Origin of the sequence: Acetobacterium paludosum, assembly GCF_008086595.1 — a bacterium.
In the GTDB taxonomy this organism is placed as follows: Bacteria; Bacillota; Clostridia; order Eubacteriales; family Eubacteriaceae; genus Acetobacterium; species Acetobacterium paludosum.
In genome coordinates this window covers 113,570-126,622 of sequence record NZ_RXYA01000002.1, presented here as the reverse complement: position 1 = coordinate 126,622, position 13,053 = coordinate 113,570, and the positions used below count along the sequence as shown (strand labels likewise).

At 41.9% G+C, this 13,053-nt stretch carries 15 protein-coding genes; 12 read left to right on the top strand and 3 right to left on the bottom strand.

Annotated features, from left to right (window positions below):
• Positions 1-230 precede the first annotated feature (230 nt).
• The 6 genes from FZC41_RS02705 to FZC41_RS02680 all read left to right on the top strand — a co-directional run bounded on the left by FZC41_RS02705 (position 231) and on the right by FZC41_RS02680 (position 4,176).
• Complete coding sequence (locus FZC41_RS02705; RefSeq protein WP_148565846.1) at positions 231-809, top strand: DapH/DapD/GlmU-related protein; 579 nt, start codon at positions 231-233, stop codon at positions 807-809.
• Positions 810-1,019: 210 nt separating this feature from the next.
• Entirely contained in the window at positions 1,020-1,556 is a 537-nt protein-coding gene (locus FZC41_RS02700; RefSeq protein ID WP_148565845.1) for a flavodoxin family protein, read from the top strand.
• 18 nt (positions 1,557-1,574) lie between these two features.
• Entirely contained in the window at positions 1,575-1,763 is a 189-nt protein-coding gene (dmpI, locus tag FZC41_RS02695) for a 4-oxalocrotonate tautomerase DmpI (RefSeq protein WP_148565844.1), read from the top strand.
• 20 nt (positions 1,764-1,783) lie between these two features.
• On the top strand, positions 1,784-2,941 hold the full coding sequence (locus FZC41_RS02690) for an iron-containing alcohol dehydrogenase (protein WP_148565843.1): 1,158 nt from the start codon (positions 1,784-1,786) through the stop codon (positions 2,939-2,941).
• A 97-nt stretch (positions 2,942-3,038) separates the two neighbouring features.
• Positions 3,039-3,470 carry a MerR family transcriptional regulator gene (locus FZC41_RS02685; protein ID WP_148565842.1) on the top strand — a complete coding sequence of 144 codons (432 nt, stop codon included), beginning with the start codon at positions 3,039-3,041 and terminating at the stop codon, positions 3,468-3,470.
• Positions 3,471-3,663: 193 nt separating this feature from the next.
• Positions 3,664-4,176, top strand: coding sequence for a hypothetical protein (locus FZC41_RS02680; protein ID WP_148565841.1), 513 nt, complete (start codon positions 3,664-3,666; stop codon positions 4,174-4,176).
• A gap of 129 nt (positions 4,177-4,305) precedes the next feature.
• Here the strand turns inward: FZC41_RS02680 and ygiD are convergent, their stop codons facing one another.
• Together ygiD and FZC41_RS02670 are read right to left on the bottom strand one after the other, a co-directional pair.
• Positions 4,306-5,091, bottom strand: coding sequence for a 4,5-DOPA-extradiol-dioxygenase (gene ygiD, locus FZC41_RS02675; RefSeq protein ID WP_148565840.1), 786 nt, complete (start codon positions 5,089-5,091; stop codon positions 4,306-4,308).
• 171 nt (positions 5,092-5,262) lie between these two features.
• Entirely contained in the window at positions 5,263-6,225 is a 963-nt protein-coding gene (locus FZC41_RS02670) for an MMPL family transporter (RefSeq protein ID WP_243136643.1), read from the bottom strand.
• A gap of 5 nt (positions 6,226-6,230) precedes the next feature.
• Here FZC41_RS02670 and FZC41_RS02665 point away from each other — a divergent pair, with 5 nt between their 5' ends.
• From FZC41_RS02665 to FZC41_RS02650, 4 genes are all read left to right on the top strand, one after another.
• Positions 6,231-6,521 (top strand): TetR/AcrR family transcriptional regulator, encoded by a 291-nt coding sequence (locus tag FZC41_RS02665; protein ID WP_148565839.1) that lies wholly within the window; start codon positions 6,231-6,233, stop codon positions 6,519-6,521.
• A 254-nt stretch (positions 6,522-6,775) separates the two neighbouring features.
• A complete protein-coding gene (locus tag FZC41_RS02660; protein WP_148565838.1) occupies positions 6,776-7,663 on the top strand; it encodes a fructose bisphosphate aldolase in 888 nt (295 codons plus the stop codon).
• A 278-nt stretch (positions 7,664-7,941) separates the two neighbouring features.
• Complete coding sequence (locus FZC41_RS02655) at positions 7,942-8,583, top strand: cobalamin B12-binding domain-containing protein (RefSeq protein WP_148565837.1); 642 nt, start codon at positions 7,942-7,944, stop codon at positions 8,581-8,583.
• 128 nt (positions 8,584-8,711) lie between these two features.
• Complete coding sequence (locus FZC41_RS02650) at positions 8,712-10,385, top strand: metallophosphoesterase (protein WP_170253819.1); 1,674 nt, start codon at positions 8,712-8,714, stop codon at positions 10,383-10,385.
• Between the two features lie 91 nt (positions 10,386-10,476).
• Here the strand turns inward: FZC41_RS02650 and FZC41_RS02645 are convergent, their stop codons facing one another.
• Complete coding sequence (locus tag FZC41_RS02645; protein WP_148565835.1) at positions 10,477-10,695, bottom strand: hypothetical protein; 219 nt, start codon at positions 10,693-10,695, stop codon at positions 10,477-10,479.
• A gap of 467 nt (positions 10,696-11,162) precedes the next feature.
• Here FZC41_RS02645 and FZC41_RS02640 point away from each other — a divergent pair, with 467 nt between their 5' ends.
• Together FZC41_RS02640 and FZC41_RS02635 are read left to right on the top strand one after the other, a co-directional pair.
• Positions 11,163-11,588 (top strand): MarR family winged helix-turn-helix transcriptional regulator, encoded by a 426-nt coding sequence (locus FZC41_RS02640; protein WP_170253818.1) that lies wholly within the window; start codon positions 11,163-11,165, stop codon positions 11,586-11,588.
• A gap of 26 nt (positions 11,589-11,614) precedes the next feature.
• Positions 11,615-13,051, top strand: coding sequence for a serine hydrolase domain-containing protein (locus tag FZC41_RS02635; protein ID WP_148565833.1), 1,437 nt, complete (start codon positions 11,615-11,617; stop codon positions 13,049-13,051).
• Positions 13,052-13,053: the final 2 nt, after the last annotated feature.

Genomic DNA, 13,053 nt, shown 5'->3' with positions numbered 1-13,053 from the left:
ATTTCAGAAGCGTAAAAAAAGTCAAAGTCTTGAAGAATGAATATTAAAAGAAAACCCCGCTAATATCACCAGGATTTGGTGATATTAGCGGGGCTAAAAATTTCATTGTAGAATCAAGTTGAATTAGTTAATAATAGTTTAACATGATCAGTAGAAAAACTCAATCGATGATTTAAGATGCATGAAAAAAATAAAAAGATGAGAATCTGCTTTAAAGAAGGAGGAATACAATGGTTATAAATGATTTTCTATCACACTTGAACCGTGGTGAAACGGTTATGGGCGGTTCTGAAGTGCATCGAATGATGCATGAATTATCCCAAGAGGCATTGAAAGTGACTGCTGAAATCAATGGTTCCTACCATACCCCGGAAGAAATTCGGGTCTTGTTTTCCCGCTTAATAGGCAAACCGGTTGATGAAACCTTTGCTATGTTTCCACCTTTTTATACCGATTGCGGAAAAAACATCCAGGTGGGGAAAAATGTTTTTATCAATTCCGGATGCCAGCTTCAGGATCAGGGCGGGATTAGCATCGGTGATGGTGCTCTGATCGGACATAATGTGGTGCTGGCCACCCTAAATCATGACATTGATCCGGACAGACGCAGCGATATGCATCCGGCTTCCATTATCATCGGCAAAAACGTTTGGATTGGGGCCAACGTGACGGTTGTTCCGGGCGTCGCCATTGGCGCTGGTGCGGTTATTGCCGCCGGTGCAGTTGTCACCAAAAATGTGCCACCAAATGTCATTGTCGGTGGTGTGCCGGCAAAAATCATCAATAGAATTGAACCTGATCAGAAATAAATTGCGAAATCGCAAAGCAAAATTGGAGGTAAAACAGGATATCCTGACATTTTTACATCATTATAATTGACCACAAATTTTGAGAGCAGTCTCTTGATTTGTATTTTTTTTATGAGCGTAAAAAAAATTCAATATTTTACTTGACCTGAAGTTGAGATAAGGGTTTATAGTGGATTCATCGATAAAAATATTGATTGATAGGAGAAAAAAATGAAAGTAACCGTAATAACAGGAAGTCCTCATAAAAAAGGAACCACGGCTTTGTTGGCCGATAAAATGATTGAAGGGGCTCAAGAAGCAGGACATGAGGTGTTCCGATTTGATGCCGCTTTTGAAAATGTCAAACCATGTCTGGCTTGTGAGTATTGTTCAAGCCATGATGGAGAATGTGTGCACAAGGATTCCATGAGTGACTTTAGTCACCAATTGGTGGAAGCAGAACTGATTGTATTTGTGACCCCGCTTTACTATTTTGGCATGTCAGCCCAGATCAAAGCGGTGATTGACCGATTCCATGCCAGCAATGCAAAAATTGCCGGGAGTAAAAAGGCGATGCTTTTAGCGGCGTCCTATGGTCCAGACGATTGGACGATGACGGCCCTGGAAAAAATGTATGAATCGATGCTGCGTTTTCTAAACTGGGAAGATGCCGGAAAGTTGCTGGCAACTGGATGTCCAGTACGAGAAGTGCTTGAACAAACCGATTTTCCCCAAAAAGCCTACGAAATGGGTAAAGCATTAAAATAAAGTTTAGGAGATGAAATTATGCCAGTAATCACATTAGAAGCAGGAAAATTGAATGCTGATCAAAAAAGACAATTGGTTAAGGAATTCACCAATACAGCATCAAAAGTGATGAATGTACCGGAGCAGGCTTTCATTGTACTGTTGAAAGAAAATGAATTAGACAATATCGGATTTGGCGGAGCACTTCTGTCCGATCAACAAGCATAGAAAGAAGAGGAGACACGATTATGCAAAACTTTGATTTTTACAATCCCACTCATATTATATTTGGTAAGGACAGACTTGCTAGTATTAATGAGAATATTCCTGTAAATGCAACAGTCTTAATCACCTATGGTGGTGGAAGTGCCAAGAGAAGCGGTTTGATCGACAAAATCAAGATGGCACTTGGCAATCGAAAGATTTATGAATTTGGCGGGATCGAGCCAAATCCAAAATACGAAACGATAGTGAAAGCGGTTGAAGTTGTTAAGAATGAGCAAGTTGATTTTTTACTGGCTGTCGGTGGCGGGTCAGTTATCGATGGCACGAAGTTTATTGCGGCAGCATCGAAGTTTGATGGCGATTCCCGAGAAATACTAAAAGGTGGATATACTCCGCTTCCCGTGGAAGAAGTCGTTCCATTTGGCACCGTGCTAACGTTGCCTGCCACAGGGTCTGAAATGAATCCCACCGCTGTCATAAGTTATGAACATGCTAAATACTTCTTCTCCAGTCCATTGCTTTTCCCGAAGTTTTCAGTTGTCGATCCGACGATTACGTTTACCCTGCCTCAAAAACAGGTTGCCAACGGAGTGATCGATGCATTTATCCACGTTACCGAGCAGTATCTAACTTTTCCCGTTGATGGCAGAGTGCAGGATCGCATGGCTGAGGGAATATTGCAGACATTGATTGAAATCGGGGGAACCTCCGTATCTGAACCTGAAAACTATGATGCCCGTGCAAACCATGTGTGGAGTGCTACGATGGCGTTAAATGGTCTGATTGGCTGCGGTGTGCCACAGGATTGGTCAACCCATTTTATTGGTCATGAGTTGACGGCGATGTTCGGGATCGATCATGGGCAGACTTTAGCGATTATCCTGCCTTCGTTACTGGTGGTAAGACGCGAACAAAAACGAGCAAAACTGTTGCAGTATGCAGAACGGGTGTGGCATATTGATACGGGAAGCGAAGAAGAGAAAATTGATCAGGCAATTCAGAAAACACGGGGATTTTTTGAAAGTCTTGGTGTAAAGACGCATTTGTCTGAGTATGGTATTGGAGCTGATAAAATACCAGCGATTGTGGAACAACTAAAGGCGCATGGCATGACGGCTATCTCAGAAACCGGTGACCTGACGCTGGAGATTAGCCAGAAGATTCTTGAAAGTTCAATGTAAGGTCTGAAAAAGTTATATACTTCAATAATAGTATATTTTTAAAATAAAATATCTTTACATAAGTCAGAACCAGAGCGAGAGAAAGGAGCGATTACTGATGACGATTAAAGAAGCAGCCGAAATAACAGGGATTAGTATTGATAACTTACGGTATTATGAACGATTTGGCTTATTTCCTGAAGTGCCAAGAACCGCCTCTGGGATGAGAGATTATGATGAGATGTCATTAAACTGGATTGATTTTGCGATGCGTTTTAAAAGAGGCGGGATGTCATTAGAAGCGATTCGCGAATATATTCAATTGGCTTTACAGGGAGAATCCACGAAGCCAGCCAGAAAAGAGATTTTACTGGACGCAAAAAAAGATCAGGAAAAAAAGATGGCTGAAATTCAGGAGAGCCTGGATGTCATTAACTATAAATTGGATACTTATGAGCAAAAATGCGAACCAGTCACGATCGAGATGGTAAATGCCTGGAAAGAGAATCAACGCTTATTAAAAGATGAAACAGGCCCTGAAGCTATTTAAAATTGAATAACGAGTCAAGAAAGAAAACTAATTGTTATAAAAAAAAAATCGCTTACAAAAATTTAGAATGTCAGCTATAATAAAAGTATTGAAATTTTTAGCGCGTATAATTGTTCAGCGTGAGATCATTTATTTGGTCTCACGCTTATTTTTTGCCTAAAATTCAAAAAAAAACGAAATGAGGAAATGAACAATGGAATTTTACATGAAACTACCGCGTAACAAAAAAGAATTTACGCTTTTTATGGCGGTAATATCCGTGCTATCAGTGAATATTATCGCCCCGCTGATTACCTGCTTTGAAGTGGGCTTTCGAATGGCTGTATGGGCGGAGGCCATCAAAATAATTCCCTTTATTTGGATGGCTGTCATCGCCCTGGTGCTAATAACCTATAAACCAGCCGGCTGGATGACCGGAAAAATCATCGAAAAGGATGACAGCTTTGCGGCCCATATTGTGGTGAATATTTTATGCAATGTCTTTTTGATGTCAATCTTTCTGACCGTTATCGGCACTTGGATTGGCAACAGACAGGTGAGCATGGAGCCGATTCAGATGTTTTTTTATAGATGGCCGCGAAATTTTGCGATATCATTTGCCGTTGAGGCGTTGATTGCCCAGCCCATTGCCAGACTGGTGATGGTAAAACTGCATCAGCTGAATGATGGCAGATTAGAAACCGAAAACATAAGGACGCCAAATTGAGTAATTGTCAAGCCGCTGTCTTTTAAAATAGTTGCTGATCGTCGTTGGAGTGTTTGCGTTGTCCGGCTCATGGCGATTAGCAGGGCAAGATCAAGTTTATCTTCTTGGTTATAAAGCATCGGCACACCGTTATATCGAATTTTTGTCGGAGATCAAATAACTGGTCATGGACATCGAACCCAAGGTGCGAGAATCATTAAATATCGTAATGTTGTCATCATCACCGGCAGCACCCAGTACATATAAAAGGGGATAAAAGTGATCCGGAGTGAAGAAGGCCAGCTTTGATGATTCCCCGGCGGAGTGGTAATTGATGACATCCTGATAGCGATGGTTTAAAATGCACTCTTTAATATAGGCATCAAACTCGTCAGCCCATGAATAACCTCCGCTGAGTTCCCAATTCACCCGGGACAGATTGTGGACGATGTTACCGCTGCCGAAAATGAGAACACCCTGATCTCGCAGTGACTGGAGTTCCTGTCCGATCTGATAATGGGTTGCGGCCGCGGCGCTGAGATCAATACTAAGCTGAAAGACGGGAATTTCGGCGGTCGGATACATGCGATGCAGCACCGACCAGGTACCATGGTCAAGTCCCCAGGTATTGTCAACCGTAACGGCTCGGGTGATCAGATTTTTTGTGAGATGAGCCAGCTCGGGAGCACCGGGAGCGTCATAGACAACCTTGTAAAGTTCGTCCGGAAAGCCATACATGTCATAGATCGTTTCGGGTTTATCCGAATCGTTTACTTTGGTACCTTCTGTGTACCAATGGGCCGAAATCGACAGAATTGCTTTGGGAGTTGGTATTTTTGCAGCGATTGCTTCCCAGCCGCGGGTAAATTCATTGTTTTCAATGGCATTCATCGGCGAACCATGGCCGACAAACAGGACCGGCATTTTTTCATTCATGTTCGTTCACTCCTCTATTTTTAAGTGATTTCAATTGGTTGTTACCAGGATTGTATCACTAACTAGTGATATCATCAACGATCACCAAATGCCTTTAAGTTTTACCTCAGCATAATCACTCACCAGCTTGAATAAGATAACTCAAGCTGGTAGTTTAAATCAGAAAAGCATTCAGATTTCTTTCTGAAAAGCTGGGTTCAGAGATGCGTTAGGGGTTTGATCAATTCCGTTTTTTGCGGCTGAAATTGTTGCTTTTTCTTTAGTTGAAATATTATCGGTCAGGGCAATCAGCGCCGGAATGGCTACCGGAAGCAGAACGAAGGCCAGCAGGAATAAGCCGATGACCACGCAAATGGCCAGCTCCATCAGGACGATGATGTTGGATGGATACAGGGTTGCAAAGGTTCCGGCCAGGATCAGGCCGGCCGACATCACCACGCCCCCGATGTTTCTGGCGGCAAGCACGATGGCTTGTTTGGGCGGCAGATCCGGATCTTCCCGATAGCGGTCCATCAGGAAGATGCTGTAATCAACCCCCAGGGCGGCAATCATCACGAAGGAAAAAAAAGGTACATTCCAGGATAATCCTTCCGATGCACTGCTAAACAGAAATTTCGCAATAAACGCCGTTGCGGACAAGGCGGTATAGTAGGCAAGTAAAAGGGAACCGACAATAAAGGCCGGAATCCGAAATGATATTGTCACGCCGATCAGCAGGATAAAGATGGCCATCAAAACGATGATCTGGGTAAAAATGATATCATGGGTGGCAACATTCTTCATATCGTAGGAATTCGATATGGCACCGGTAAAATAGTGGGTGACGGTCAGCTTTTCGGTGGCTGACTGAAAATCTTTGATGACGGTCTGGTTGTCTCGGGTTCCCTTTTCAAAGGAAATGGGAATGATCAGAGTGGTATTATCGGCTGATAATAACTGATCCTTTGCCTCCGGAGTACTGAATGAATCGATGAGATTGGTGATCTGAAGTTGTGCCCGATCGGCATTGAGCTCATTGATGCCGGTCTCGATGGCATTCATATCATTGTCGGAAAGTTGATTTTCATCATTGAAAACCAGCAGCATGGATTCTCCCTGGGAGGTCCCCATTTTATTCAGCATTTCCGTGGTCACGGCGGATGATCCGTCAGGCCTTTTTGGAACTGATCCAGGAAAAAGATGTGGAAAAAATAACGGTGACGGATATTATCACCCGGGCTGATATCAACCGTGGGACTTTTTATGCCCACTATCAGGATATTCCCGAGGAGATCAAAAAAACACCAGAATTCATTATCCATTTGCATTTTATGGCCGGCGGCATCATCAATTTGTACCAGGTCTGGCTCCGGGGCGGACTCAATAGTTCGATTCAGGATATTACTTATGAAATCTGGCGGATTCTTTCGATTTATCCGGAATGTTCGTAAGTCGTAATTGAGAATAATAATCCCGATTTTGTATTCGCTTTAGGAGCACTCCTGTTGTGATGTGATGATTTGCAGGATGTAAAAGAAGCTCTGGACAATGGCGACATGGCCATTTTACTGAGATTGTGAGACTCCGACAAAAGTTTTTATAGCATTTCCAGTCTAAATTGTAAATGATTACTTCTGGGGTGGTGTTAAAAGTTCTAAAAAGGTGTATAATACAATAAAGACATATAATAAGCGGAGGTGTATTTATGAATATGTTACAGTTAGAACGAATGAAAAATGACAACGGTTTTATCGCGGCACTTGATCAAAGCGGTGGCAGCACACCTAAAGCACTTGCAATTTATGGAATCCCCAAAGAAGCCTATGCTGATGACACGGAGATGTTTCAATTGGTTCACGACATGCGATCAAGGATTATGGAAAGCCCGGTTTTTACCAAAGAAAGAATTCTTGCTGCGATCCTGTTTGAAAAAACAATGGATTCAAAAGTGGATGGAAAATACAGCGCAGATTATCTTTGGGTAACGAAAGGAATCTTACCCATTTTAAAAGTGGACAAGGGGTTACTTGATTTAGAGAATGGTGTTCAATTAATGAAACCGATTCCAAATCTTGATGATTTGCTGAGTCGCGCTAAAGAACGTCATATATTTGGTACTAAAATGCGTTCGGTTATAAAAGAAGCGAATAAAATCGGCATAAAAGCAATTATTGATCAACAGTTTGAAATTGGCAAAGCCATTGCAGCGGCCGGTTTTGTTCCTATTTTAGAGCCGGAAATCGATATTCATATGGCTGATAAAGCAGCGGCGGAAGAAATTCTTAAACAAGAAATTCTAGAACATCTGAAAACATTGGATGCTAACTGTCTGGTGATGTTTAAACTTACCCTACCGGAAGTTGATAATTTCTATGAAGAGATCATGAAGCAGCCAAACGTGGTAAGAACGGTTGCACTATCGGGAGGATATTCCAGAAAAGAATCGAATGAAAAACTGGCAAGGAATCCTAAACTGATTGCAAGCTTCTCACGAGCATTAACCGAAGGGCTAAATGTTAACCAAAGTGAAGAAGAATTCAACAACATGCTGGATGAATCGATTCAATCGATTTATGATGCATCAATTAAATAAAAAAGTAGGATTGCTAGTTTAACATAACCGTGTCTGCTCGTTCAGCGCAAAAAGGCTGATCAGCCTTTTTACGGTGATTTTTGCGGTGATAGAGTAATTTACAAGGACTGAGCCCTGTACAATACAGCACTCAGTCCTTGCTGGTTGCTTTTTTTATTTTCGGTCTTCTTTGCCAGAAAGGTTGCATTTAAAATCAAAATGAGATAATATTATACATATTTAATATTGGAAGATAACAAAGTTTAAAGTTTGAATTTGCAAAAGAACGGAGAATAAATATGATCGATTTAAAAAAATTAGCATTGGCAATGGGCGAACTGGAAGATGAAAAAGTGGTGAAAATTTTACAGGAATTCGTATCTTCCAATCCCACGGAACAGGAAGCCATGGAAGTATTGGAAGTCTGTCAGGCAGCCATGAGTACGGTGGGTGAGAATTATGAAAAAGGTGAATATTTTGTTGCTGACCTGATTTTTGCCGGTAATTTATTAACATATGTAATCGATTTATTGAAGCCGGTCATGTGCAGTTATCAAACTGAAGTTAAAGGAAAAATTTTAATCGGGACAGTGCATGGTGATTTGCATGATATCGGAAAAAATATTTTTATCGGCCTGGCAAAGACCGTTGGCTTTGAACTCTATGATCTGGGTATTGACGTTTCGATTGAGACCTTTGTCGAAAAGGCCCAGAAGATTCAACCGGATATTATCGGTTTAAGCGGCATCCTGACTGCGGCGATCGATTCCATGAAAAAAACGGTGGATGGGATGAAGGAGGCTGGCATCAAATCTAAAATCGTTATCGGAGGAATACCGGTTACGAAAAAAGCCTGTGCTTATATCGGTGCCGATGCCTTTACCAATAATGCTGCTGAAGGGGTCAAAATCTGTCAGGAATGGATCTGCAACGACAATTAGCTGCGATAATATTTTGAAAAGTTAGATTAATTCGAATATCCGGAAATAGCTATGATCATTGCGCGCATATTTTAAAATGGCTGGTTGATATTGGAAAATGAGAAAGAATGAGAAAAGGAGGAGGAGATATGATCTTGAATGAAAAGAAAAAACTGCTGCTGATTGTCGGGGTTGTTGTGCTGGTGACTCTGGCTTTAATGCTGTGGTCGCCCAAACAGCCCGGGATAATGACTGTTAAGCCAAACATTGCAACAACCGAAGATCCGGATAATCCAACTCTGAATGACACGGTTACAACCATCAGCCTGACCTTCACCGAAAAGATTGATCCGACAACCATTGCCGATGCGGTTAAACTTTATCGGATCGACGGTAACGGAAATACGGTAGAAGAACCGGGCGTCATCAAAATAGATGCGGCTGATCCCAAGGTCATTGATATCAACAATAAAGCAATGACTGCCTTGACCCAGGGGGAAGAATATCAAATTTCCATCAGCCGTGATTTGAAAGCCAAATCCGGTTCAAGTCTGGCCAGTAATTTTGTCGGCTATTTTGCCACAAATTATCAATTGAACCTCGCTGGAAATAAAGATCTGAATAACGAGCGAACCCAAATTGTTGTGATCAGTGATATCCATCTGGGGATCGATGATCGGTATACCGAGACTCTGGCAAACAGACAGCCTCTGGTTGATTATCTTAATCAGGTGAAGGCCTCACCAAATGTGAAAGAACTGGTGATTGCCGGGGATTTCCTTGATTTCTGGATGCTTCCCATGGATTATATCATGCCGGATTCCCAGTCTGCATTTTATGATGCAGTGGCGGCAAACAATCAAACCGTGGTTGACGCTATCAATGCGATCATTCAGGGCGGTGAGATCAAAGTCACCTATATCCCGGGGAACCATGATCTGCTGGCAACCGATGCCGATATTGCACGGATTTTCCCCGGCATCAACCAGGCCCGGGACAGCATGCTGGGGCTGGGTTCCTACGTCACCGGAACCAATTCAGAAATTGTCATTGAACATGGCCACCGGTATGATTTGTACTCGGCCCCGGACCCCATTTCAAACCGGGAAATTACCCAAAATGGCACCTCGATTCTGCCGCCGGCTTACTTCTATGCCCGGATCGGATCATCGGCAGTTGCTGAAGGATATCCCAAAACTACCAACACCTTCCCAGATTTAAAGGTGGATAAAGACGATGCCAACCAGCTGAATATTTATCGCTATGCTCAGGTCTGGAAAGCCTTGCTGTCCGCCATACCAATTAAAGAAAGCTACGCCGATCCCGTCATCAAAACAAATGTTGACGGGTATACTCAGACCTATGCCGTTGATGATCTGCTGCCCCACCAGAATGATGATGGCACCCTGTCGATGAATCTGTATAAAGACATCCAGAGCACTTGGGATGAACGCCAGTCCATCAACGGGGTGAAGGTGAATATTCCGGTTGCGGATGCGGTTGCCAAATCAGCGGACAGTGCCTTTATTGATTCCCAGGCTCAGACCCAGATTTTTGATACGGACCCAACCAAACGCATTGTGGTCTTCGGACACACCCATCATGCCCGGATCGCCCCGATGACGAATCTGGCCGGTCAGAAAACCATCTATGCCAACAGCGGTACCTGGATTGATCATGCCCCCGGGAATCCCTCGATGACCTTTGTGGTGATTTCGCCTCAAAAGGCCGATTCCGCCATTGAAACCGTGAATCTCTATCAGTATGCGAAGGACCAAACCATTACCCAGTGGGCGGATGGACAGGCAATCACCAATCCCTAAGCGGATGCAAAAAAAAGCAACCCTCAAGGACTGAGTTCTGTATCGTACAGAGCTCGGTCCTTGAGGGTTGCTTTTTTTTATTGGGGATGTATTATTTGATGATGCTATCTCCAAAATCATTCATTGTCCATAAATAACTGGCTAACTGAAGCATATCAAATGCGGTTGTTTTTCTTTTGCCTTGTCTTTTTTTGTCTGCTGCAGCTGCTTTTATTTTTTGATGATTGGTACTTATTTTTTTCTGAAGTGAACGGACGCCTTTTTCAATGACAAGCGACTGGGATTGACTGTTCCTAGATAAATTTTTCATTATCGTTCTCCTTTGATATTTCTTGCAGCCACAACGCTGTGAATGCAACATCACTTTTATTTGAGTGAATCAGGAATTGTTTGATGACTCGAATCGTTTCAAAAATTCCCGGTGCAGTGCTGAAGTGATTTAATATTTAAAGAATAACCGATCAATGTGAACACAATGTCAACAGAATGTGAAAATTAAGAAAATTAAGGAAATGGAGTGTTTCAATTGAAAAAGAATCTGAGCAGGTATCGTTGCCTCATTCAGTAGGTTGTCATATTCAAAAGTTTTATTTCTCATGGAGATTGATTTACTCTGGACTCCATCAATAAGAAATATAAAAAATTGACATAATGTATCGATACAGGTATGATGTATATAATCTATACTGTATACATACTATACTCAGCAATTGATAAATGGCTATAACAATATAAGGGAGTTTGATGATGAGAGATTATACATTGGTGGCTAATACCATGGAAAGAATTATTTATAAGTATATGGAAACAGAAAAAAAGTGCAGAGACTATGGAACTGGTAATATGCTAAGTCAGGTTGAAATCCATACGATTGAAGCAATCGGGGATAACGATGGAATTAATATTACTGCACTTGCATTAAGTAAGAGGAAAACAAAAGGAGCAGTATCTCAGATGATTTACAAGTTGGTAGAAAAAGGTCTGGTAGAGAAAAAAGTTTCTAAAACATCAGATGCTGAAGTCTCTTTGATTCTCACGCCAATGGGAAAAAAAGCTTATGATGGACACAGAAAATTTCATAAACAAGCAAATGATGAGGTCTTCATAACACTAAGAGAAATGTCGGAGGAATCATATCAGGATTTAACAGGGTTGCTGACGGTATTTGAAAAATTTCTTGATCAACGCATTTTAGCAAAATAAATTATATAGTATAAGAGGTGAGCATAATGACAGAAAAAAAGAAATGGATCATCGGTATTATCGCCATTATTGCATCGATAGCAATTGTTTACGGTGGCGTCAATATAATCATAAATAAAGATAAAGATTACATCGACAAGATAGTCGAAAAATATAGTCCTCAAGGCGCAGCGGTGGCGATAATTGAAAACGGTAAGATTGCCGAAGTAAGAAATTATGGCTATGCAAATGTTGAAAGCAAAATTCAGGTTGGAAATGAAACCAAGTTCAAAATCGCTTCGATCTCCAAAACCACAACCGCCTATGCAGTGATGCAATTAGTTGACGCGGGAAAACTCGATCTGGATGCGCCGGTCAGCACCTATTTGACAAAATGGACCTTGCCGGATACCCAGTTTGATGAAAACAAGGTCACCCTCCGAACCTTGATGTCCCACACAAGCGGCATCACCGGCAGTGACGAGAGCGGCTATAACTATCCGCTGCCGGCCATAGAAGATGTGCTGAGGGATCGGAATATCAGGCTTCAAAGAGAACCCGGCGAGGTTTTTGAATATTCTGAATTTGCTGGATTTGGAATCTGCCAGTTAATTATTGAAGAAGTAACTGGTGAAAAATTCGAAGACTATATGAAAAACACTGTTTTTAAAAACCTCGGCATGAATGATACAAACTACGATAATGAATCCAGTGACGGTTCATTGGCGGTACCCTATGCGGGAATAAACAAGCCAATTGCCATCACCCCAATTGTCATGAATGGCGGCGGCGGAGTGACGACGACCGCCGGAGATTTGGCAAAATTTACAATCGCACTGATTAACTACTATCAAAACGGAAACAGGGAAATGTTTCAACCGCAAAAAAATACCGAGAGTGCCGGGGGAGAATACGCATTGGGCATCATCCCCAGGACACTCATAGACGGCAAAACCGTCTATGAGCATAATGGGACATTAACCGGATGGAATGCCCAGCTGGTCATGGAACCAACGAGTCAGAACGGGATCGTTATTTTGACAAACTCCGATAAAGCGTATTATCTGACCTATGAATTGATGGAAAAATGGGGCAAAAATGTCCTGGGGGAAAAGGTTGTTGATACGTTTATGCTTCAAATAACCAAGATGATCACTTACGTTACAACCGGACTGCTTGTGATACTCCTGATTTTTGGAGGTGCTTTCCTTCTGCAATTAAAAAAGGGCAAACTCGTGCTCGCTGAGAAAGCAAAACGCAATAAAAGATATTTGATATCTGGCATTGGCAGTCTGCTTTTAATGGCTTTATATTTTTCAATGCTTTATACGGAAGTCCCCTTTGAACTGGCATACAATATGAGGGATTATTACTTATTTACCTTTTTCCCGCCTAGTTTTGTCTGGATAAATGTGATACTCATTCTATTTGCTGTTTTACTGATATTGAGAAGCGGGTACGAAAGGGTAACTAAAAACAAATAATT

Bases quoted from the DNA above. Each gene is read 5' to 3' on its own strand.
- FZC41_RS02705 (WP_148565846.1), top strand. From the start codon at position 231: ATGGTTATAAATGATTTTCTATCACACTTGAACCGTGGTGAAACGGTT.
- FZC41_RS02700 (WP_148565845.1), top strand. From the start codon at position 1,020: ATGAAAGTAACCGTAATAACAGGAAGTCCTCATAAAAAAGGAACCACG.
- dmpI (WP_148565844.1), top strand. From the start codon at position 1,575: ATGCCAGTAATCACATTAGAAGCAGGAAAATTGAATGCTGATCAAAAA.
- FZC41_RS02690 (WP_148565843.1), top strand. From the start codon at position 1,784: ATGCAAAACTTTGATTTTTACAATCCCACTCATATTATATTTGGTAAG.
- FZC41_RS02685 (WP_148565842.1), top strand. From the start codon at position 3,039: ATGACGATTAAAGAAGCAGCCGAAATAACAGGGATTAGTATTGATAAC.
- FZC41_RS02680 (WP_148565841.1), top strand. From the start codon at position 3,664: ATGGAATTTTACATGAAACTACCGCGTAACAAAAAAGAATTTACGCTT.
- ygiD (WP_148565840.1), bottom strand. From the start codon at position 5,091: ATGAATGAAAAAATGCCGGTCCTGTTTGTCGGCCATGGTTCGCCGATG.
- FZC41_RS02665 (WP_148565839.1), top strand. From the start codon at position 6,231: ATGATCCGTCAGGCCTTTTTGGAACTGATCCAGGAAAAAGATGTGGAA.
- FZC41_RS02660 (WP_148565838.1), top strand. From the start codon at position 6,776: ATGAATATGTTACAGTTAGAACGAATGAAAAATGACAACGGTTTTATC.
- FZC41_RS02655 (WP_148565837.1), top strand. From the start codon at position 7,942: ATGATCGATTTAAAAAAATTAGCATTGGCAATGGGCGAACTGGAAGAT.
- FZC41_RS02650 (WP_170253819.1), top strand. From the start codon at position 8,712: ATGATCTTGAATGAAAAGAAAAAACTGCTGCTGATTGTCGGGGTTGTT.
- FZC41_RS02645 (WP_148565835.1), bottom strand. From the start codon at position 10,695: ATGAAAAATTTATCTAGGAACAGTCAATCCCAGTCGCTTGTCATTGAA.
- FZC41_RS02640 (WP_170253818.1), top strand. From the start codon at position 11,163: ATGGAAAGAATTATTTATAAGTATATGGAAACAGAAAAAAAGTGCAGA.
- FZC41_RS02635 (WP_148565833.1), top strand. From the start codon at position 11,615: ATGACAGAAAAAAAGAAATGGATCATCGGTATTATCGCCATTATTGCA.